This is a genomic window from Candidatus Villigracilis proximus, assembly GCF_016717045.1.
Taxonomy (GTDB): domain Bacteria; phylum Chloroflexota; class Anaerolineae; order Anaerolineales; family Villigracilaceae; genus Villigracilis; species Villigracilis proximus.
Window position 1 is genome coordinate 66,185 of record NZ_JADJUO010000016.1, and the last position, 21,869, is coordinate 88,053.

Consider the following 21,869-nt stretch of genomic DNA (forward strand, 5'->3'; position numbering starts at 1 on the left):
TCTAAAAAACCCCACCAGAGGACTATATGCAGACCTTAATTCAGAATGGTATTGCCATAATTATCGCTTTGCAAAGTGCAGGAGATTGGTTAATTCTCCCCATGCGTTTCTTTAGCTGGCTTGGCACGGAAGAATTCTTTTTTCTTGTATTGCCTTTGATCTACTGGTGTATTGATTCTGCGTTGGGGCTGCGGGTGGGCTTCATCCTCATTACCAGCAATCTATTTAATAATGTCGGCAAATTATTATTTGCAGGACCGCGCCCCTACTGGGTCAGTTCACACGTCCGCGCGTTTTGGACGGAGACATCCTTTGGTGTTCCATCGGGTCATGCGCAGCACGCGGTGGCTGTGTGGGGGATGATCGCCGCGTACAGCAAAAAAACTTGGATATGGGTGAGCGCAATTCTTATTGCATTTCTGATCGGGTTTTCACGTGTTTATCTGGGCGCGCATTTCCCGCATGATGTGATTCTTGGCTGGCTGTTTGGCGCAGTGGTCTTGTGGGCTTTTACCAGTCTTTGGGAACCCATCGGCGCATGGGTCAGTAAAAAAACCTTTAGAGAGCAAGTGCTGATCGCGTTCTTTGTTTCATTGCTGTTTATCGCCGTTGGATTGGGCGCCGCAGCTTTTAGAGACGGATATCAAATCCCTGAGAGTTGGATGAATAACGCGCTTCTTGCCGGGACCGATGTGCCTGCTCCTGTTGACCCAAGCAGTATCTTCACCTCAGCCGGGACTTTCTTCGGGCTGGCAGTGGGCGCAGCGTGGATCATGTCGATTGGCGGGTATCAGGCTGCAGGTCCGATTGAGAAGCGTGCTCTTCGTTACATCCTCGGGTTGATCGGTGTTATCTTCTTTTGGATGGGGCTGGGTGCGATCTTCCCGCGCGGCGATGGTTTTATTTTTTATTCACTGCGATTTTTGCGTTATGCGCTGGTGGGGTGGTGGGTTGCGGGGGGCGCGCCGTGGTTATTTGTAAGGTTAAAGATTGCCGAGCGCAATGCCGGTGCAAAATCCATCTGATATAATCGCGATCATTCCAGTAAAAATATAAGGGTTCATGGATGACGCTCGAGAAAAATACTCTTCTTCATAATCGATATCGTATTATAGAAATCCTGGGTCAGGGGGGCATGGGTTCAGTTTATCGCGCCATAGATGAGAATCTGGGCGTGCCTGTTGCTTTAAAGGAAAATCTTTTTACAACTGAGGAATACACACGCCAGTTTCGTCTTGAGGCTGTGATCCTTGCGAATCTTCGCCATCCCAATATGCCGCGCGTTTCTGATCATTTTGAATTGGGCGATCAGGGGCAGTATTTGGTGATGGATTTTATTGAAGGGGAAGATTTGCGTTTTCGGATGGAGCGTCTCGGCACCATCAGTGAAGATGATGCGGTTCAAGTTGGCGGGGCGATCTGTGATGCGGTTGCGTATCTGCATACCCGCAAGCCTCCTATTTTGCATCGTGATATTAAACCCGGGAATGTGAAGATCACGCCGGATGGTCATATCTTTTTGGTGGATTTCGGTCTGGCAAAGGTATTTCAGGGAAACAATCAGGCCACGACCACTGGCGCGCGTGCGATGACGCCCGGGTATTCTCCTCCTGAACAATATGGAACCGCGCGTACAGATCCGCGCACTGATATTTATTCATTGGGCGCCACCTTGTATGCGGCTATTTCTGGTGTCATTCCAGAAGATGGTCTTGCGCGCGCGATGGATAATGCGCAATTAACTCCGCTTCGTAAACGAAACCCGAAGGTGACGCGTCGATTCGCGGCTGCGATTGAGAAGGCCATGGCGATTGATCCCAGTGACCGTTTTCAGACCGCTGAGGAATTTAAGAAGGCGCTGCTTGGCGCGAAATCCAAAACACAGCAGTTGGCGGGTGGTTATGCGGTTGTTCCTCCACCGGCTGAAGCTTTTTTACCAAACGATCCAAGTGATTCCATTCCGGTTGTAACGGAAAAGGAAAAGACACCACGTCCGCCAACGGGACCTGTGCAGCCTGTGTCTTCCAATGGTGAAGATCAACCGTTTGTTTCTCCCCTTAAGAAACAAAAAGAACGCGAACGCAAACGACGATTTGCGCTGGTCCGTTTTGTATTTATTTTATTATTGTTATTGTTGGTGAGCGTGCCGTTTTTCGCGCCGTCTGTTTTGCCTGAAAGTTTGCGAGCTGCAATTCCTTTTCTTGCGCCAACGGGAACCGCAACCGCTTCAATAACCCCCTCTCCGCTGCCCACGCAAACACTGACTGCGACCGTTACGGCAACGGTTACGAAAACCGCCGCACCGCCTACGCTAACTTTTACGCCTACAAAGATCCCATTGGTGGATGAAACCGCAACTGCGCTTGCGATTCCAGTGGTTACCAATACGCCTGATGTGACCGCTACCCCTGCGGTCACTCCGGTGGGTGGGGGCGCGGGTCAGATTGCGTATGCGTCTGCCCGCTCTGGTGTGCCGCAGATCTATCTTTTGGATATGCCCAGCCAGACAGTTGTTCAAGTCACTGATATTGCAGAAGGCGCATGTCAGCCTGCCTGGTCTCCTGATGGCGGGAAACTGGTATTTATTTCGCCCTGCAAAGGCATGGATGAAATTTATTATGATGCCGGTTTATATATCATTAATGCAGATGGCAGTGGACTGACGCCGATTGCCACCGTGCCCGGCGGGGATTTTGACCCCAGTTGGTCGCCGGATGGCAAATCCATTGTATTCACTTCGCTGCGTACTGGTCAAATGGAAATTTTTATTCTGGATGTGGCTGGTCAATCTGTTACACAGGTGACCAAGGGTACTTCTACAATTGAGTCTCGTCAGGCGGCATGGTCGCCTGATGGCTCACAACTGGTTTATGTTGTAAAACGTTTTGGTGTATATCAAATATGGCTGATGAATGCAGATGGAACAGAAGCCAAACAAATTGTCCGCAGCGGAACAAAACTCTCAGATTATTTGCCGACCTGGTCGCAGGACGGGCAGTTGATCCTTTTTAATCAACGCTGTGCCTCCACTTTTTGTTTTCCATACTTAATGCGCATTTCAGCAACAGACCGCACTGTGGAGCAGGGGACTCCGCTTCAATTAAATGCGCTGTCCATTGAAGATGTGGATTATTCCCCCGATGGATTTTGGCTTGTTTATGAAGGCGAAGAATCTGATGAGAATAACGATATTTACTACATGACGGTCACCAGTGCCAACCGTACACGCTTGACGACCGATGCAGATCTGGACTTCGACCCGGTCTGGCGGCCTGTGCAGAAGTGATCCAATCATACGCAACCTTCAACTGCCGAGGGATTTCCCTCGGCAGTTTTATAATGGATATTTTGTATAAGTGAAGGCAATTCACCAATGTCACAAGTACACAGAGTGTGTACTTGTGACATCAATACAATGTGAGAAGTCTTTTTTATATCGTTTTTGGCAAAATGAAGTTTTGTGAATGGACAAATACCTTTCAAAAATATATGGAATTGAAATAAAATAGAAACGAAAGTACCAGTACTACAGGGTAAAATACTCCAGTGTTTCACCTGCCTGCCAGGGCGGTGGTTAAGGTTTTGTGATTTATACTCATTGACAGAATAAAATTTTCTTTCAGACAGGCATTTAATGATTCTCGAACGCGACTCACTCTTACATAAACGCTATCGAATTCAAGGGAATCTTGGGCAGGGGGGCATGGGATCGGTTTACCACGCCATAGATGAGAATCTGGGCATGGGCGTTGCTGTTAAAGAAAACCTCTTTACGACAGAAGAATATGCGCGTCAGTTTCGCTTGGAAGCGGTAATCCTGGCGAATATTCGTCACCCCAACCTTCCGCGCGTGTCGGACCATTTTGTCATTGCAGGCGAAGGTCAGTATCTCGTCATGGATTTTATTGACGGGGAAGACCTCCGTCAGCGCATGGAGCGGGTTGGCATCCTTCCAGAAGATGAAGTGATCCATATTGGCGCGGCCATGTGCGATGCGCTTTCTTATTTACACGCCCGTAAGCCCGCTATTTTGCATCGTGACATTAAACCCGGCAATGTGAAGATTGCACCAGACGGTCACATTTTTCTCGTGGACTTTGGCCTCGCCAAGGTGATTCAAGGAAATCAGGCGACGACCACCGGCGCACGCGCCATGACCCCCGGATACTCTCCTCCCGAACAATATGGCACTGCCCGCACAGACGCTCGCACAGACATTTATTCATTGGGCGCAACTTTATACGCAGCCCTGACGGGTGTGATCCCTGAAGATGGACTGGCGCGCGCAATGGATAACGCCCAGCTTACCCCGGTTAGAAAAGAAATCCTGATGTTTCCCGTCGGCTTGGGGCAGCGATTGAAAAGGCCATGGAAGTTGATCCCGGAGACCGCTTCCAAAGTGCCGATGAATTTAAACTTGCCTTGTTGAATTCAAAATCCAAGACTCAGCAATTACTTGGCACATATACTGTTTCGCCTCCGCCCTCAGCCGAGGAAAGAATAAGCGACCCTAAAAAAACAGAAACGGTTTTGGTGCATTCCATGCCGCCTGAGGAATATGCTTTTGTCTCCCCCCGCAAAAAACAGCTTGAACGAGATCGGCGGATCAGGCGTTCTTTGTTAGGCGGAATTATTGCAATTCTTTTTATAGGTCTTCTTTCAGTTATCTTTTTCTTTCCCAACCTATTGCCAGTGTCAGCGCGGAACATGCTCCCGTTTCTGCCTGCTATGACCCCAACAGAAATTGCAACACAAGTTGTAGTGGTCCTGCCGACCGCAGCAGAACAATTGGATATAACCGTAACGCCTGATCTTGATTTCATCGAAACCCAAACCGCATCGGCTGTTGACCCAAGTGCCCTTGCCACACCTATTGGCGGGGATTATTTGCAAATTGCATATTCATCCCTGCGTACAGGGGTGGCTCAAATATATATGACCAATATTCTCACCGACCAGGCAATTGCAATTACCAACATGCCCGGTGGGGCTTGTCAGGCCTCATGGGCACCTGACGGCGAAAAACTGGTATTTATTTCTCCATGTAATATCAAGAAGGATACATACCCGCAATCCAGTTTGTATATCATTAACGCAGATGGGACCGATCTACAGCCATTGCCCTCTGCACTTGGCGGAGACTTTGAGCCGGCGTGGTCGCCGGATGGAAAACAAATCGTATTCACTTCACTGCGTGACGGGTATATGCAGCTCTACTCATACAATGTTGAGAATGAGAAGATCGCGCGTCTCGTTGACACAGTAAACGGTAAACATGCGCGTCAGGCATCGTGGTCACCTGATGGAAAAAAGATCGTTTACGCCTATAAGAGAATTGACACCTACGAAATATGGACAATGACCAACCAGGGAGCCGACGAGCTCCAGTTAATTCCCAGCGGAAATCAAGTCTTAAATTATCAGCCTGTGTGGTCGCCAGATGGCAAGCTGATCTTGTTTAGCCAGCAAAGTGCCAAAGAGTTTACCTTTCCTAATTTATTTTCTGTGGATGTGGATGGTCAGAACGATCCGCTTCAAGTTTTCCTGGGTGTGCTTTCCATTGAAGATGTGAAATATTCCCCGGGCGCGATCTGGATCGCTTATGAGAGTGGTGGAGAGCGCGGATACCATGTGTATTACTCCACTCCTTCGGGCGCAAATCTGGCACGCATCACCGAAGATGTCACCTTTGACGATTTCGACCCCGCCTGGCGGCCAGTACCAAAAACACCCTGATGTATTCAACCTCTCACAGCCATGTGGGAGGTTTTCTTTTTTCTTACACTCCTCTTATTGACTTACCACATAGCGACTGTTATCATTATTATTCAATAAATAGCACTCTCGCATCGGGAGTGCTAAATTATGAATATGAATACACTTACCGAACGCCAGAAGACACTGCTTCTTCTCATCATCCGTGATTATATTGACTCTGCTCAGCCCGTAGGTTCCAAGCGGCTGGCGGAGCATTATCGTCTTGATTTCTCCACGGCTACCATTCGTAACGAGATGGTGGCCCTGACGGAGATGGGATATTTGCGCCAGCCGCACACCTCGGCAGGGCGCGTACCTTCTGAAGAAGGTTATCGCTATCTGGTTAGCCAAATGATGCACAATGTTGAACTCCCTGAAAAGATTCAACACACCATTTCGCATCAGTTCTATCAGGCGCGGCCTGATGTTGACCAGTGGATGACCCTTGCGGCATCCGTCCTTGCGAATCAATCGCAGGGCGTGTCGATGGTCACTGCACCGCACGTGGAACAGACACGCTACAAACACGTTGAGTTAATTTCCACACAAGGACGGCAGGTCTTGATGGTGCTTGTGATGGCCGGTGGAGAAGTGGCTCAGCAGATTCTGACACTGGCGGAACCTGTGACTCAGGAGCGACTCAGCCAGGCCGCCTCGCATCTTAACTCACTGTTAGCTGGCCTTACCGTGGACGCAATTGCCTCCCTTTCAGCGCGTCAGGATGCACTTGAGAAGGATATCCTCACACTGATCGGACAGGACATGCGCCGCGCAGTGGATCAGGTCTCTGGTGAAATTTATACAGACGGTTTAACGAATGTATTATCTGAACCTGAATTTTCTGAATCAGATGATGCGCGCCGTGCCTTAAAAATATTTGAAGAACGTTCCACCTTGCAAAGTCTTTTGGCGCGGACAACTGTCAACAGTAATATTGGCGGGTTGCAGGTGTTGATCGGCGGGGAAGGGGAGTGGGAAGATTTGCGTCAGTGTACGTTGATCATTGCACGTTATGGCGTGCCCGGCATGGCAACAGGAACTCTGGGCGTACTTGGCCCAATGCGCATGTCTTATGCCAGAACGATTCCCACAGTTCGATATGTCGCTGCTTTATTGAGCGATCTGGTAAACGATACGATTTCGGGCGAGTAAAGTACGGAACGGTAGACATCAGTCTGCGTCCATGAAATTATTTTTTGAGAGTGAGAACATGTCTAAAGAGAAAAGCAAACACGAAGATGTATATGAACCTAAACCCACAGCCGAGTCCACGCCTGTTGATGGCGAGCAGGCTAACGTTAACGCGGAGCGGGATGCGTTGCAGAGTCAATTGGCGGAGGCCGAATCCAAAGCGTCTGAATATAAAGATGGCTGGGCCAGGTCTCAGGCGGAGTTTCAAAATTACAGAAAGCGCATTGAGCGTGATAATGAGTTGACCTATGCCAACATGAAGGGCGATATTATCAAAAAGGTTTTGCCCGCGCTGGATGATCTGGAGCGTGCCTTACAAAACCGTCCCGCAGATGATTCATGGGCCAGTGGAATTGAATTGATCGCGCGCAAATTACAAAATATTTTAGAAGGTGAAGGTGTGAAGCGCATCGAGGCAAAAGGCGCGACCTTTGACCCAAACTTCCACGAAGCAATTACGCATGAGCCTTCTGATGAAGTTGAAAGCGAACACGTAATTGATGTGGTTCAAAATGGATATATGCTGGGCGAACGAGTGATCCGCCCGGCGTTGGTGAGAGTAGCACAGTAAATTTTGTAGGGGCGACCCTTGTGGTCGTCCTTCGACAATATCTTAGGAGCAATCATGGGCAAAATTATAGGAATAGATCTAGGTACAACCAATTCGGTCGCTGCTGTTATGTCTGGCGGTGAGCCGGTTGTGATTCCATCGGCGGAAGGTGAAAGACTTGTCCCTTCGGTGGTGGCGGTGAATAAAAATCACGAGCGTTTGGTGGGACGTGGCGCGCAATCAGGCCATTACCAATCCGCAGAATACGATTTTTTCGGTCAAGCGTTTTATGGGACGCAAGGCTGATGATGCGCAAGTTGAACATACCAAGAAGCGCGTTCCCTACGCAGTGACCGCCGCCGATAACGGCGATGTGCGCGTGAAATTGGACGATAAAGATTATTCGCCGCCTGAAGTTTCGGCGATGATCCTCGCCAAGATCAAAGCGGATGCAGAAGCGTATCTCGGCGAACCCGTTACTCAGGCCGTCATTACCGTGCCTGCGTATTTCAATGATGCCCAGCGCAATGCCACAAAAGATGCAGGCAAGATCGCCGGCCTTGAAGTGCTGCGTATCATCAACGAACCGACTGCGTCTTCTCTCGCGTATGGTTTGGATAAAAAGAAAAACGAAGTCATTGTGGTTTATGACCTCGGCGGCGGTACCTTCGATGTTTCCATTTTGGATGTGGGCGAAGGCGTGTTCCAGGTCCGCGCTACGAGCGGTGATACCTTCCTCGGCGGCGATGATTTCGATCTGCGTATCATGGATTATTTGATCGAGACCTTCAAGAAAGATAACGGCATTGATCTGAACAATGATCGTCAGGCTTTGCAGCGTTTGAAAGAGGCTTCTGAAAAAGCGAAGATCGAACTTTCGACCGTGATGCAAACTGAGATCAATCTGCCTTATTTGACTGCCGATGCAAGCGGACCAAAACATTTGGTGATGACGATGACCCGCGCCAAGTTGGAACAAATTACCGCGGATCTTGTCGACCGGACAATTGCTCCTGTTAAACAAGCATTATCTGACGCTGGATTAAATGCCGGCGACATCAATGAGATCGTGCTGGTGGGTGGTATGACTCGTATGCCCGCCATTCAAGATCGTGTCAAAGCATTCTTTGGCAAAGATCCGCATAAGGGCGTGAATCCCGATGAAGTGGTTGCGATCGGTGCGGCCATTCAAGCCGGTGTGCTCGGCGGAGAAGTAAAAGACATTCTACTTTTGGATGTGACCCCGTTGACATTGTCGATTGAAACCTTGGGCGGTGTCGCAACGGCGCAGATCGAACGCAATACAACCATTCCCACCCGTCGTTCGCAAGTGTTCTCGACCGCGTCTGATAATCAGACACAGGTTGAGATTCATATTTTGCAGGGTGAACGTCCGATGGCGAGCGATAACAAGTCGTTGGGAAGATTTACTTTGGATGGGATTCCCCCATCACCACGCGGTGTGCCACAAGTTGAAGTGACCTTTGATGTGGATGCGAATGGCATTATGAAAGTCAGCGCGAAGGATAAGGCGACTGGACGTTCACAACATATTACGATCACCGCGTCCTCTGGTTTGAGCGATAGCGAAGTTGAAAAGATGCGCAAGGATGCCGAAGCCCATGCGGACGAAGACCGCAAGCGCAAGGACCTGATCGAAGCGCGTAACAATGCAGATAACACGGCTTATGCCGCCGAAAAAGCCATCCGTGAGTTTGGTGATAAGGTGCCGGTAGATGTGCGTAGTGAGATCGAAGCCGGTGTTGCAGAGGTTAAGTCTGCGGCGCAGGGTGAAGATGTAGAGAAGATCAAGGCCGCTGCGGACGCGTTGGGGCAGACCATTCAAAAGATTGGGTCATCTGTCTATGAGCAGGGACAGGCCTCAGGTACGGGCGAAGCGGGCTCTAATCCAGATCCAGATGCCGGCCCTGAAGTTGTCGATGGCGAAGTGAAGGAATAAATCGAGTAATTAGGATTAGGAATTAGGGACACCTAATCTTCTACCCTAATCGACTAATCTTTAAAACTATGAGCAACCGAGATTATTACGAAATCCTTGGAATCAATAAGGGCGCGTCTGATGATGAGATCAAAGGCGCGTTCCGTAAACTTGCGCGTGTGTATCATCCTGATGTGAGCAAAGAGACTGACGCCGAGGAAAAATTTAAAGAGATCAACGAAGCCTACGGCGTGCTTTCAGATTCTGATAAGCGTGCGCGATATGACCGCTTTGGTAAAGAGGGACTGGGTGGCATGGGCAGCGGCGTTCCGCATGATTACTCGACAGATTTTGGCGATTTGTTCGAAGAGATTCTCGGCGGGTTTGGCTTTTCTTCAGGACGCCGCCAATCGCGCAAATCTCCGCGCCGTGGACGTGACTTGCAGATGCAGGTCACTCTGACATTTGAAGAAGCTGTCTTTGGCGTTGAGAAGGAAATCGAATTTCAACGCGAAGAAACTTGTTCACGTTGTACGGGTTCAGGCGCTGAGCTTGGTACCACGCCAACGAAATGTATGACTTGTAACGGGCAGGGTGAAGTGCGCCAGGTGCGTCAGACCTTTTTAGGTCAGATGGTACAGACAGCGGCTTGCCCCGCTTGTAACGGCCGCGGCGAAACAATTTCGTCACCGTGTAAGACCTGTCGCGGTGCTGGTTTGGAACGCAAGAATGTTAAGAAGAAAGTACAGATTCCCGCCGGCGTGGATGTTGGGACTCAGATCCGCTTGAATGGGGAAGGCGGCCCCGGTGCATTTGGCGGCCCAAGCGGAAGTTTGTTCGTTGTACTGGATGTGAAACCGCATCAATTCTTCAAGCGCCGCGAGAATGATATTTTGTTGAACCTTGATATCAATGTGGCGCAAGCCGTGCTCGGTGCGGATGTCCATGTGCCGACGATTGATGGCGATGAAAAATTAAAGATTCCCGCCGGTACACAGCCCGGGAAAATTTTCCACCTCAAAGGCAAAGGTGTGCCGCATGTCCGCAGTAAACATCGCGGCGATCAAATGGTGATGGTGAATGTGGCTATTCCGTCCAAGCTAACCAAGGAACAGCGTGAGTTGTTCGAGAAACTGGCTGAGAGTTTGGGCACGTCGGTCAAGCCGCAGGAAAAGGGATTTTTAGATTGGTTGAATGATGCGTTTGGGGGATGAAGGCAGTAATAAGTGAGAAGTAATAAGTAACGAGCGGATGAAAGTCTGCTCGTTTTTGATTCGGCGCGGTTGATTGCGTTATAATATTTCAACCTATGACGAGAACTCTATTGCGCTTTTGGCGCATACTCCCGATGTGGATTCACGTCCTTGCCATGCGCGTGTATCGTGCCAAATTTCGGGCGGCGGTGGCGGCGATCATCTTTGATGAGCAGGGGAGGATTCTCTTGTTCAAGCATACCTACCGCAAATTCGAGTGGGGCATTCCGGCGGGCGGACTGGAATATAACGAACAGCCGGCCGATGCGATTGTCCGCGAGTTTTTGAAGAAACGGGCATGGAATTGCAGGTTGAAAGAATGCTTCTGGCCGAAAGTTCAAGGGAAGACCGCAATATTAGTTTGATATATTTGTGTAAAATTGCAGGCGGAACTTTCAAGGAAAGCCATGAAATCTCTGAAATGAAATATTTTGAAGTGGACGATCTGCCGCGCATGTTGTTCGCGGAGAAGAATTTGATCCGCGTCGTTGTTGAAAGTTTGCGTGAAGCCTAGACTTCGGAAGTCTTTTAAGAGTCTTCATTGCAGTAACTCGTCATGAAAGACTTCCGAAGTCTTCTTCATTGCGATAATGTTTTATGGCAGACTTCGGAAGTCTTAAGTATTTATGGAGTGCATTTGACTAACATCCTTCTCGTCGGTGTCGGCGGATTTTTTGGCTCGGTTCTGCGTTATCTAGCCAGTGGGTATGTGCAACAGGCTGCGAAAAGCATTGACTTTCCGTATGGCACACTGGCGGTTAATGTCATCGGGTGCTTTATCATTGGATTTCTAGCCCAATTGGCAGAAGATCGCGGAGTGTTTACAAGCGAATCCCGTTTATTTGTTTTTACAGGTTTCCTTGGCGGCTTCACTACATTCTCGTCGTTTGGAAATGAAACGCTTAATCTGGCGCGTGATAGTCAAATAATCAATGCGTTGGCGAATGTTGGCGCGAATGTATTTGTGGGTTTATTTGCTGTTTGGATTGGAAGAACCGTTTATTTGATCGAGGTAAACATGCCTTTTCCCGGAAGGGGTTTTTTTCTCCGTATCCTTATGGGGGAATGGGGGGGTGGGGGGGGGGGGGGGGGGGGGGGGGGGGGGGGGGGGGGGGGGGGGGGGGGGGGGGGGGGGTTGGGGGGGCGGGGGGGTTGGGGGGTGGGGGGGGGGGGGCGGCGGGTCCCCCCCAAAAGGGTGGGGCGGCGGAAAAAAGGGGGGCGGGGGGGGGAGTGGGGGGAAAAAAAAAAAAAAAAAAAAAAGGAATTAATTGGGGGGGGGGGCTTCCACCGGGGGGGGGGGGGTTGGGAGGGGAAAAATCCGATTTTATAAGGCAGATAAAAAATGAACTGGCTTGAAGTTTCACTTACTGTAAATGGCGAACTCGCCGAATCCGTTGCTGATGTTTTTGCCCGTTTTGCGCCCAATGGCGTGATGACCGAGCAAGGCGTAAAATTTTTAGACGAAGAGGACGAAGGCACCGCCACCGGCCCGATCACCGTCCGCGCTTATTTGGAAGTTAACGAACAACTCGAAGATACGCGACAGAAACTCGAAGAGTCCCTTTTCTATTTGGGGATGATCACGCCGGTACCAACTCCCACCTACAAGCAGATCGCGGATCAAAACTGGATGGAAGCCTGGAAGCAGCACTACAAGCCGATTCTCATCGGACAAAGACTCCTGATTCTGCCCGCATGGTTAGAGTCGCCAGAGCCAACCAGAATCCCGATCAAAATTGATCCAGGTATGGCTTTCGGCACAGGAACACATCCCACGACACAATTATGTCTCGAACTTATGGAAGTATCCACTGACCACTCACCACTTTCCACTGTCATTGATGTCGGCTGTGGTTCGGGAATCCTCTCGATTGCGGCTTTGAAACTTGGCGCAACAAAAGTCCTCGGCGTGGATATTGATATTGAGTCTGTCAAAAACTCACGCGAGAACGCGGATACTAACGGGGTGGGGGAGGAACTACTGCTCGGGCAGGGATCAGTGACAGAGGTTTTAAGTGGCAGCTTCCAGTTTAAGTCTGCTCCGCTGGTGGTCGCGAATATTCTGGCGCCCATCATCATCCGCTTGTTTGATGCGGGTCTCGCAGACTTGGTCGAGCCGAATGGTGAGATCATCCTGAGCGGAATTCTTGCACATCAGGCTGAGAATGTGATTACAGCTGCGGAAGCCAGAGGATTGAAGCGCAGTGACCAACGCCAGATCGCCGATTGGGTTGCGATATCCTTAAAACGTTAAAACGTCTAAACGTTTTGTGCTATCATACGAACCATCATGGATCGTCGTAAACTGGTTTATTACCTGCTTTTGAACGTCTTTATTTCGGCAACGGTAACGGGCGGAATTCTTTTCTGGTACGACCGAAACTACCGCGCCGTGAGTCAGCCTGCTATTCAGCAAGTTGTAAGCGGTGATACAGAGCCAGTTTCCACACTCAACCCGCAAACAGATGTTGCCGTCAAGATCAGCAGCGTGGTCGGCGCCGGAACTTTGGGCTCCGAGATCGTAGTCGTAAAGTTTGAAGGCGAAGGTCAGTTAGATCTGGCAAGCTGGCAGCTAAAAGACGAAGATGGTAATACGTTTAAATTTCCAAAACTTACCCTTTACCCAAATGGCGCTGTGCAAATTCATACTGTCACCGGTACAGACACCGTCATTGACCTATATTGGGGCATAGGCGAAGCGGTATGGAGTTCTGGTGAGAATGCCCGCCTTTTTGATGCTCAAGGCAACCTCAGAGCCGTGTATCGTGTTCCTTAATCAGTTGACGGTAGTTAGTTGGTGGTTGACAGTTAATCATCAGCTGCAAACTATCAACTACCAACCGCAAACCACCAACTAATATGACCCAAGCCCTCTACCGTAAATATCGCCCTAAAGGATGGGATGCCGTCATCGGACAAGATCACGTTGTCCAGACGCTGACCAATTCCATCAAAGCTGACCGTGTCGGTCACGCCTATTTGTTTGCTGGTCCGCGTGGAACGGGCAAGACAACGGTTGCGCGTTTGCTGGCGAAGGCGGTTAACTGTCTCAACGAAGACCCCGGACAAAGACCCGATAATACCTGCGATTACTGCGAAGCTGTAAATCAAGGCCGTTTTATGGATTTGATCGAAATTGATGCAGCTTCAAACACATCAGTGGACGATGTCCGCGATTTGCGCGACAAGATCAATTTCTCGCCTTCACAGGGTAAATACAAAATCTATATTATCGATGAAGTCCACATGCTTTCGACTGCGGCTTTCAATGCCCTTCTTAAAACACTCGAAGAGCCGCCTCCGCACGCTATTTTTGTCCTTGCTACAACTGAAATCCATAAAATCCCTGCAACAGTTTTATCTCGCTGTCAGCGTCACGAATTCCGTCGTGTGCCCGTAGACGAGATCGTCACCAATCTTAAGCATATCGTCGCTGCTGAAAATCTCACCGCCGACGATGAAGCACTTACGCTCATTGCGCGTCAGTCGGCGGGTGGTATGCGCGACGCGCAATCTTTGCTCGATCAACTCGCGTCCACTGGCACGAAGATCACGCTGGCTCTTGCGCAAACTGTCCTCGGCACTGCCACAAGCAAAACCGTTCTCGACATCATCAACTCCGTTCTCGACCATCAGCCTGCGCACGGTCTCGAAACCATCCACCGCGCCCTCGACTCTGGCGCCGATCCGCGTTCACTTTCGCGTCAGATCGTCGAGTATTTGCGCGGTCTCATGCTGATTCAAATGGGCAATATCGATCAGGTCGAAGCCACACGTGAAGTCAAAGTGCAAATGGATGCACACGCAAAAGCATTCAGCACCAGCGATGTTTTGCGTATGATGAAAATCTTTAACAACGCTGCGACAGATTTGCGCGGCGGCTGGCAGCCATCCCTGAGTATTGAACTTGCTCTCGCAGAAGTGCTCGACGCTCCAACAGAATCTCACCAAATTGCCGCGCCGGTTCGGACTCAGCCGCAGCCTGCTTCTGCTCCGAGAACCGAATCCCAGCCTGAGGTTAAGAGCGATCCGTCTCCGAAAGGGGAGTCGCCTGTCACCGAGAAAAATGTCATCAATGCAGGCGAAATCACCAAGGCTTGGAAACATCTGGCCGCGTCACTTCCAAAATCACAGGCGAATCTTTCCGCATTGTTAAACTCAGTCAAGATGATCGACGTTCAGGGCAAAACCCTTATTCTCGGTCTGGCTAGTGATGTGCTTGTCTCAAAGATAGATAAGCCTGATCAAATTGAAATCATCCAAAAATTGATCAAAGATAATTTCAACGTGGAGTTATCCGTCCGTTGTACGGTCACCAACGCGAAAGGCAAAGTCCCTGCCAATGTGGCGCAAGACGGCATGGTCGCCGCGGCTATTCAACACGGTGGCGAAATCGTAGATATGTAATTTAAGAATGATATTCGTTTGTCGATCAATGAATATTAAATATCAATTTTAAATATAGAGGTTATTATGGCAAAAGGATTTAACAAAGGCCCTGCAATGGGCGGCGGACAATCTGGCATGATGCAGCAGCTTCAGAAACTGCAAAAGCAAATGGAAGAAACGCAAGCTCAACTCGCCGATGAATTGGTCACTGCAACAGCAGGCGGCGGCGCGATCAAAGTCACCATGACAGGCGACCAAAAATGCCGTGAGGTGGTGATCGACCCCGAATTATTGAAAGATGCAGATGCCGAAATGCTGCAAGATTTGGTCTTGTCCGCTGTAAATATGGCACTTGATCAATCACGAGAACTTGCCAACCAAAGGCTTGGTCCGCTCTCTGGCGGGTTACCCTTCTAGCGAATACGTGAACAAATAAACAGGTGCGCATGGAAACATGTTTACTTGTTTACCCGTTTACGTATTTACCTTTCCCATGCTCCTTCCCGAATCCATTCAATCCCTTATCACCGCCCTCGAACGCCTGCCAGGCATTGGGCCAAAGTCCGCTTCACGGCTGGCGTTTTATCTATTGCGCGCACCAGAAGATATCTCTCAAGATTTGTCTACTGCGCTGGCGAACTTAAAAGTCAACACTGCTTTTTGTCAGGAATGCTTCAACATCACAGAAGCAGGCCGTGAACGCTGCGAAATTTGTGACTCGCAAAAACGTGATAGCTCTCTCATCTGCGTCGTGGAAGAAGCACTGGATGTTCTGTCTGTTGAACGCACCGGTGGCTTTCATGGCAAGTATCATGTCTTGCAGGGAGTCCTTTCCCCGATCGAAGGCATTGGCCCTGATGACCTTAAGATTAAGCAATTAGTGTCCCGCGTCGCCGGTGGGGGAGTGAAGGAAATTATCCTCGCTACCAACCCCAGCATGGAAGGCGATGCAACAGCACAATATTTACAGTCACAGCTAAAAGCATTTGATGTGCATGTCACACGGCTTGCACGCGGTCTGCCTGTAGGCGGCGATCTTGAGTATGCTGATCAGAATACATTGTTAAGAGCTTTGTCCGGAAGACAGGAAATGAACTGATTTTCCTGCTAAATTAACTTGTGATGTAAATAAAAAACAATTGGTGCATTTTTATTTACATCACAAGTTTTTAACAAGTTGTGGGCTTGTTGTCCAAATAATAGTGGGAAGAGTCGCCAGAATTCTTTAAGGTTGGAGGACGATTTTTTAAGGTTCAAATGCCTTGTGGCTATTGACAGGGGAAAGGAAATGCATATAATTGTCCTTCGCCAGTAGAAACGAAAAAGATTTCGTCACCCAGACAAATCGATTACAACTGAGTAACCGTCTCACATCAGAGACTCAAAGCAAATAAGTTTTGCAGTCTGATGAACCGATGCGAAAGTAAAAGCATCGGTATTTTGGTCTGTAAAAAACCTTGACAGACGGTTATAGAGCAGATAAAATATCGTCCGCTCAAATGGCAAGCACCTTAACAACTGAAGAGTGATAGGAAACAAAATTTTTTGTTGAACCAGTAAATCCGTAACTTTAACACTCGCAAGAGTGATGTTTTTTGCGGAGAGTTTGATCCTGGCTCAGGATGAACGCTGGCGGCGTGCCTAATACATGCAAGTCGAACGAGGTGCTTGAGTAGCAATACGAGAGTATCCTAGTGGCGAACGGGTGAGTAACGCGTTGGTGACCTACCCCAAAGTGTGGGATAACAGTTCGAAAGGATTGCTAATACCGCATGTGGTCTTCGGATTTAGAAACTGATGACTAAAGGAGCAATTCGCTTTGGGAGGGACCTGCGTCCCATCAGCTAGTTGGTGAGGTAATGGCTCACCAAGGCTACGACGGGTAGGGGACCTGAGAGGGTGACCCCCCACAATGGAACTGAAACACGGTCCATACACCTACGGGTGGCAGCAGTAGGGAATATTGCACAATGGGCGAAAGCCTGATGCAGCAACGCCGCGTGTGCGATGAAGGCCTTCGGGTCGTAAAGCACTTTTCTGAGGGATGAGCAAGGACAGTACCTCAGGAATAAGTCTCGGCTAACTACGTGCCAGCAGCCGCGGTAAAACGTAGGAGGCAAGCGTTATCCGGATTCACTGGGCGTAAAGCGCGTGCAGGCGGTTCGGTAAGTTGGGCGTGAAATCTCCTGGGCTCAACTAGGAGAGGTCGTTCAATACTACCGGACTTGAGAGTGATAGAGGAAGATGGAATTCCCGGTGTAGTGGTGAAATGCGTAGATATCGGGAGGAACACCAGTGGCGAAAGCGATCTTCTGGATCATTTCTGACGCTCAGACGCGAAAGCTAGGGTAGTAAACGGGATTAGAGACCCCGGTAATCCTAGCCGTAAACGATGTAAACTTGGCGTCGGTGGCTTAAACTCCATCGGTGCCGCAGCTAACGCGATAAGTTTACCGCCTGGGGACTACGATCGCAAGATTAAAACTCAAAGGAATTGACGGGGGCCCGCACAAGCAGCGGAGCGTGTGGTTTTAATTCGATGCTACACGAAGAACCTTACCCGGGTTTGACATGCAAGTGGTAGTGATCCGAAAGGTGAACGACCCGCAAGGGAGCTTGCACAGGTGTTGCATGGCTGTCGTCAGCTCGTGTCGTGAGATGTTCGGTTAAGTCCGCTAACGAGCGCAACCCTCGCTGTATGTTACATGTGTCATACAGGACCGCCGGTATCAAGCCGGAGGAAGGTGGGGATGACGTCAAGTCCGCATGGCCTTTATGTCCGGGGCTACACACACGCTACAATGGTCGGTACAATGGGTTGCTAAGTCGCGAGATGGAGCCAATCCCCCAAAGCCGGCCTCAGTTCAGATTGCAGGCTGCAACTCGCCTGCATGAAGCTGGAGTTGCTAGTAAACGCGCGTCAGCTATAGTGCGTTGAATACGTTCTCGGGCCTTGTACACACCGCCCGTCACGTCATGGGAGCTGGTAACACCTGAAGCCGGTAGCCTAACCCGCAAGGGAGGGCGCTGTCTAAGGTGGTGCTGGTGACTGGGACGAAGTCGTAACAAGGTAGGTGTACCGGAAGGTGCGCCTGGATCACCTCCTTTCTAGAGATTCGAGCGATTTCTTAGGAAATTTGCTCTACTCATGTTCTACGCCCATACGGTGCCTTGGGCACTGGTTGACACTATAACTAGTTTCCTATCACTCCTCAGTTGCTAAGGGAAAATCCCTTCCCGGGCTTGTAGCTCAGTTGGTTAGAGCACTGTGCTGATAACGCAGGGGTCACAGGTTCGAATCCTGTCAAGCCCACTAACCCAAGCAAGTTCTGGGGATGTAGCTCAGTGGGAGAGCAGCGCGTTTGCAACGCGAAGGTCGCGGGTTCAAATCCCGCCATCTCCACTGAGTTCGTATGTAGTAATGGAGAGAAGTAAAAGTTTGTCAAATAGCAAGAAAACATAGTTCTAAAAGATAAACCGCTTGATAAAGGTTGTTTTGCGACCTGGCGGTGAGCGCTGGGTCGTTTTGTCTCTGTAGCTCGAAAGTACTTTATAAAATAATTAAATGCTTTGAAGGGTAATCGATGTTCTTGATTTCGATCAAGAGTGTCGGTCACCGGTCAAATGGTGAATGCACCTTAAAAACTGAATAGCAAATGATGTAGTCTGATAAAGTAATATATATTTATCAAATTTAAAGAAAAGTATCAACTTCTCCGTATCACGTGGAGAAGCTATTAAGGGCTTATGGTGAATGCCTTGGCGTCAAGCGCCGATGAAGGACGTGGGACACTGCGATAAGCCTCGGGAAGCCGTGTACAGGCGTTGATCCGAGGATTTCCGAATAGGGAAACCAACCGTTGCGAACCAACGGTGTCCTCTTGTTGAACACATAGACTTGAGGATGGGAACCTGGGGAACTGAAACATCTAAGTACCCAGAGGAAAAGAAATTATTCCCCTAGTAGTGGCGAGCGAACGGGGATCAGCCCAAACCAAATCTGTTTACAGATTCGGGGTTGTAGGACCGGCAATACGGAAGTTACAAAATAATCAGTTAGCGGAAAGGTGTGGGACAGCCTGCCAAAGAGGGTAATAGCCCCGTATGCGAAAATTGATTATCTTCCGCCGTGTTCCTGAGTACTGCCGGGCACGCTAATCCGGCAGGAATCTAGGGAGTCCACTCTCTAAGGCTAAATACGCTTGACGACCGATAGTGAACAAGTACCGTGAGGGAAAGGTGAAAAGTCCCCCTGTTAGGGGAGTGAAATAGAACCTGAAACCATAAGCTTACAAGCAGTTGAAGGGCTACGGCAAGTTGAGCCCCCTAGAAATAGGGACGTTCCTTGTCATGCCTAACAGCGTGCCTCTTGGAGAATGAGCCTGCGAGTTAATTTCAGTGGCGAGGTTAAGGGAGTAACACCCGAAGCCGTAGCGAAAGCGAGTCTTAATAGGGCGTATAGTCGCTGGAATTAGGCCCGAAACCGTGTGAGCTACCCATGGGCAGGGTGAAGCGAGTCTAAACACTCGTGGAGGCCCGAACTCACTAACGTTGCAAAGTTAGGAGATGACCTGTGGGTAGAGGTGATATGCCAATCGAACTCGGAGATAGCTGGTTCTCCCCGAAATAGCTTTAGGGCTAGCGTCGTGCGTTTAGTACTGGAGGTACAGCACTGAATGGGCTAAGGGGCTTACAGCTTACTGAACCCAATCAAACTCGGAATGCCAGTACTCCATAGCACGGCAGTCGGACTCCGGGAGATGAGTTTCGGGGTCGAAAGGGAAACAGCCCAGACCATCGGCTAAGGTCCTTAAATCTATGCTAAGTGGGAAACGAGGTGAGGTTACTTAAACAACCAGGAGGTTGGCTTAGAAGCAGCCACCCTTTAAAGTGCGTAACAGCTTACTGGTCTAGTGACTTCGCGCGGAAAACTTAACGGGGCTAAGCATAGTACCGAAGCCATGGGTCTCAACATTAGTTGGGGCAGTAGGGGAGCGTTCTATCAGCGGTGAAGGTCGATCGTAAGGGCGACTGGAGCGGATAGAAGTGAGAATGCAGGCATGAGTAGCGTACAAATATGTGAGAACCATATTCGCCGTATATCTAAGGTTTCCGACGCCAGGTTGTTCCGCGTCGGGTTAGTCGAGTCCTTAGCCGAGGCCGAGAGGCGTAGGTGATGGACATCTGGTTAATATTCCAGAACCGCTAGAGAGTGCGATGGGAGGACGCAACGAGATAGGCCAGCCCATTATTGGATTTGGGTGCGATCCATCTAGGCGTTGAGATTGGTAGGTAAATCCGCCAGTTGAGCTGAGGTGAGAGCGAGCCGTAAGGCATAAGTGGTTGAGCCTTGTTGCCAAGAAAAGTCTCTAAGCATAACTTTCTAGCGCTCGTACCGCAAACCGACACCGGTAGATGGGTAGAGTATACCAAGGCGAACGGGAGAACCCTCGTTAAGGAATTAGGCAACATGACCTCGTAACTTCGGGAGAAGAGGTGCCCTCTCGGGTGTTAAAGCCCAGGAGGGTCGCAGTGAAATGGCTCTGGTGACTGGTTAACAAAACCACAGGTCTCTGCTAAGCCGTAAGGCGATGTATAGGGGCTGACGCGTGCCCAGTGCCGGAAGGTTAAAGGAGAGGTTAGCGCAAGCGAAGCTTTGAACTGAAGCCCCGGTGAACGGCGGCCGTAACTATAACGGTCCTAAGGTAGCGAAATTCCTTGTCGGGTAAGTTCCGACCCGCACGAACCGTGTAACGATCAGAGCACTGTCTCGACGGGGACCCGGTGAAATTGAAATGGCTGTGAAGATGCGGCCTACCCGCAGTAGGACAAAAGACCCCGTGGAGCTTTACTGCAACTTGGCATTGTATTTGGATATGATCTGTGTAGGATAGGTGGAGGCTTTGAAGCTGGCGCGCTAGCGTCGGTGGAGCCAATGGTGAAATACCACCCTGATCATGTTTAGATCCTAACCCCATTCCGTAATCCGGATGGGGAACCGTGCCAGGTGGGCAGTTTGACTGGGGCGGTCGCCTCCCAAAAAGTAACGGAGGCGCCCAAAGGTTCCCTCAGGTGGAATGGAAACCCACCATAGAGTGTAAAGGCATAAGGGAGCTTGACTGTAAGGCCAACGCGCCGAACAGAGACGAAAGTCGGGCTTAGTGATCCCACAATACCGAGTGGAAGGGTTGTGGCTTACCGGATAAAAGCTACCCCGGGGATAACAGGCTGGTGAGATCCAAGAGTTCACATCGACGATCTCGCTCGGCACCTCGATGTCGGCTCATCGCATCCTGGGGCTGGACAAGGTCCCAAGGGTCGGGCTGTTCGCCCGTTAAAGCGGTACGCGAGCTGGGTTCAGACCGTCGTGAGACAGGTCGGTCTCTATCCACTGTGGGCGTAAGGGATTTGAAGGAGCTGCTCCTAGTACGAGAGGACCGGAGTGGACAGACCTCTAGTGTGCCAGTTGTTCCGCCAGGAGCATCGCTGGGTAGCCATGTCTGGCAAAGATAACCGCTGAAAGCATCTAAGTGGGAAACTTGCCCTAAGATTAGATCCCTGTGACCCGTAAGGTGTAAGCCCAGGTAGACTACCTGGTTAATAGGCGTGTGTAAGCGCAGTAATGTGTTAAGCTAAGCTGTACTAATGGTCGAGGGCTTCCTTTCTTGTGATACGGAGAATTTGGTACTTTTCGAGAAAACATCAACTTGCCGTTCAGACCAACATTGTGAAAATGTCCCTGGTGATTTGAGCGACGTGGGTACCCGGTCCCATACCGAACCCGGCAGTT

14 protein-coding genes, 2 tRNA genes, 2 rRNA genes and 1 pseudogene are annotated in these 21,869 nt (G+C 49.9%); all 19 read left to right on the top strand.

Features of this window, described 5'->3' with window-relative positions:
- The first annotated feature begins 26 nt into the window (after nt 1-26).
- The gene (locus IPL71_RS16740) at nt 27-1,025 is read left to right on the top strand and encodes a phosphatase PAP2 family protein (protein WP_345323599.1); all 999 of its coding nucleotides are present in this window, start codon (nt 27-29) and stop codon (nt 1,023-1,025) included.
- 41 nt (nt 1,026-1,066) lie between these two features.
- Entirely contained in the window at nt 1,067-3,286 is a 2,220-nt protein-coding gene (locus IPL71_RS16745; protein ID WP_345323601.1) for a protein kinase domain-containing protein, read from the top strand.
- Between the two features lie 348 nt (nt 3,287-3,634).
- Nucleotides 3,635-4,429, top strand: coding sequence for a serine/threonine-protein kinase (locus tag IPL71_RS16750; RefSeq protein WP_345323602.1), 795 nt, complete (start codon nt 3,635-3,637; stop codon nt 4,427-4,429).
- Nucleotides 4,369-5,736 carry a TolB family protein gene (locus IPL71_RS16755; protein WP_345323604.1) on the top strand — a complete coding sequence of 456 codons (1,368 nt, stop codon included), beginning with the start codon at nt 4,369-4,371 and terminating at the stop codon, nt 5,734-5,736. Before IPL71_RS16750 ends, IPL71_RS16755 begins: the two co-directional genes overlap by 61 nt.
- Nucleotides 5,737-5,871: 135 nt before the next feature.
- Nucleotides 5,872-6,909 carry a heat-inducible transcriptional repressor HrcA gene (gene hrcA / locus IPL71_RS16760; protein WP_345323606.1) on the top strand — a complete coding sequence of 346 codons (1,038 nt, stop codon included), beginning with the start codon at nt 5,872-5,874 and terminating at the stop codon, nt 6,907-6,909.
- Between the two features lie 58 nt (nt 6,910-6,967).
- Nucleotides 6,968-7,519: a nucleotide exchange factor GrpE gene (gene grpE, locus IPL71_RS16765; protein ID WP_345323608.1), complete on the top strand. Its 552-nt coding sequence runs from the start codon at nt 6,968-6,970 to the stop codon at nt 7,517-7,519.
- A gap of 54 nt (nt 7,520-7,573) precedes the next feature.
- A pseudogene (gene dnaK / locus IPL71_RS16770) lies at nt 7,574-9,458 on the top strand (molecular chaperone DnaK).
- Between the two features lie 68 nt (nt 9,459-9,526).
- On the top strand, nt 9,527-10,651 hold the full coding sequence (dnaJ, locus tag IPL71_RS16775) for a molecular chaperone DnaJ (RefSeq protein WP_345323610.1): 1,125 nt from the start codon (nt 9,527-9,529) through the stop codon (nt 10,649-10,651).
- A 134-nt stretch (nt 10,652-10,785) separates the two neighbouring features.
- Nucleotides 10,786-11,055 carry an NUDIX hydrolase gene (locus tag IPL71_RS16780; RefSeq protein WP_345323612.1) on the top strand — a complete coding sequence of 90 codons (270 nt, stop codon included), beginning with the start codon at nt 10,786-10,788 and terminating at the stop codon, nt 11,053-11,055.
- A 191-nt stretch (nt 11,056-11,246) separates the two neighbouring features.
- Entirely contained in the window at nt 11,247-12,020 is a 774-nt protein-coding gene (gene crcB / locus IPL71_RS16785) for a fluoride efflux transporter CrcB (RefSeq protein WP_345323614.1), read from the top strand.
- Between the two features lie 12 nt (nt 12,021-12,032).
- Nucleotides 12,033-12,944: a 50S ribosomal protein L11 methyltransferase gene (prmA, locus tag IPL71_RS16790; RefSeq protein WP_345323616.1), complete on the top strand. Its 912-nt coding sequence runs from the start codon at nt 12,033-12,035 to the stop codon at nt 12,942-12,944.
- 36 nt (nt 12,945-12,980) lie between these two features.
- The gene (locus IPL71_RS16795; RefSeq protein ID WP_345323618.1) at nt 12,981-13,466 is read left to right on the top strand and encodes a lamin tail domain-containing protein; all 486 of its coding nucleotides are present in this window, start codon (nt 12,981-12,983) and stop codon (nt 13,464-13,466) included.
- A gap of 83 nt (nt 13,467-13,549) precedes the next feature.
- Complete coding sequence (gene dnaX / locus IPL71_RS16800; RefSeq protein ID WP_345323619.1) at nt 13,550-15,097, top strand: DNA polymerase III subunit gamma/tau; 1,548 nt, start codon at nt 13,550-13,552, stop codon at nt 15,095-15,097.
- Between the two features lie 66 nt (nt 15,098-15,163).
- The gene (locus IPL71_RS16805) at nt 15,164-15,496 is read left to right on the top strand and encodes a YbaB/EbfC family nucleoid-associated protein (RefSeq protein WP_345323620.1); all 333 of its coding nucleotides are present in this window, start codon (nt 15,164-15,166) and stop codon (nt 15,494-15,496) included.
- A 76-nt stretch (nt 15,497-15,572) separates the two neighbouring features.
- Nucleotides 15,573-16,178 carry a recombination mediator RecR gene (recR, locus tag IPL71_RS16810; RefSeq protein WP_345323622.1) on the top strand — a complete coding sequence of 202 codons (606 nt, stop codon included), beginning with the start codon at nt 15,573-15,575 and terminating at the stop codon, nt 16,176-16,178.
- Between the two features lie 495 nt (nt 16,179-16,673).
- A 16S ribosomal RNA gene (locus IPL71_RS16815) occupies nt 16,674-18,187 on the top strand.
- 131 nt (nt 18,188-18,318) lie between these two features.
- A tRNA-Ile gene (locus IPL71_RS16820) sits at nt 18,319-18,392 on the top strand.
- Nucleotides 18,393-18,410: 18 nt separating this feature from the next.
- Nucleotides 18,411-18,482: transfer RNA gene (locus tag IPL71_RS16825), tRNA-Ala, on the top strand.
- 324 nt (nt 18,483-18,806) lie between these two features.
- Nucleotides 18,807-21,744: ribosomal RNA gene (locus IPL71_RS16830) — 23S ribosomal RNA — on the top strand.
- Together the 16S and 23S rRNA genes with 2 tRNA genes alongside form the textbook arrangement of a ribosomal RNA operon.
- Nucleotides 21,745-21,869 lie beyond the last annotated feature (125 nt).

Excerpts from the sequence above, each read along its gene's own strand:
- hrcA (WP_345323606.1), top strand. The coding sequence starts at position 5,872 with ATGAATACACTTACCGAACGCCAGAAGACACTGCTTCTTCTCATCATC.
- prmA (WP_345323616.1), top strand. The coding sequence starts at position 12,033 with ATGAACTGGCTTGAAGTTTCACTTACTGTAAATGGCGAACTCGCCGAA.
- recR (WP_345323622.1), top strand. The coding sequence starts at position 15,573 with ATGCTCCTTCCCGAATCCATTCAATCCCTTATCACCGCCCTCGAACGC.
- IPL71_RS16745 (WP_345323601.1), top strand. The coding sequence starts at position 1,067 with ATGACGCTCGAGAAAAATACTCTTCTTCATAATCGATATCGTATTATA.
- crcB (WP_345323614.1), top strand. The coding sequence starts at position 11,247 with ATGAAAGACTTCCGAAGTCTTCTTCATTGCGATAATGTTTTATGGCAG.
- IPL71_RS16740 (WP_345323599.1), top strand. The coding sequence starts at position 27 with ATGCAGACCTTAATTCAGAATGGTATTGCCATAATTATCGCTTTGCAA.
- IPL71_RS16750 (WP_345323602.1), top strand. The coding sequence starts at position 3,635 with ATGATTCTCGAACGCGACTCACTCTTACATAAACGCTATCGAATTCAA.
- IPL71_RS16805 (WP_345323620.1), top strand. The coding sequence starts at position 15,164 with ATGGCAAAAGGATTTAACAAAGGCCCTGCAATGGGCGGCGGACAATCT.
- grpE (WP_345323608.1), top strand. The coding sequence starts at position 6,968 with ATGTCTAAAGAGAAAAGCAAACACGAAGATGTATATGAACCTAAACCC.
- dnaX (WP_345323619.1), top strand. The coding sequence starts at position 13,550 with ATGACCCAAGCCCTCTACCGTAAATATCGCCCTAAAGGATGGGATGCC.
- IPL71_RS16755 (WP_345323604.1), top strand. The coding sequence starts at position 4,369 with ATGGAAGTTGATCCCGGAGACCGCTTCCAAAGTGCCGATGAATTTAAA.
- IPL71_RS16795 (WP_345323618.1), top strand. The coding sequence starts at position 12,981 with ATGGATCGTCGTAAACTGGTTTATTACCTGCTTTTGAACGTCTTTATT.
- IPL71_RS16780 (WP_345323612.1), top strand. The coding sequence starts at position 10,786 with ATGTGGATTCACGTCCTTGCCATGCGCGTGTATCGTGCCAAATTTCGG.
- dnaJ (WP_345323610.1), top strand. The coding sequence starts at position 9,527 with ATGAGCAACCGAGATTATTACGAAATCCTTGGAATCAATAAGGGCGCG.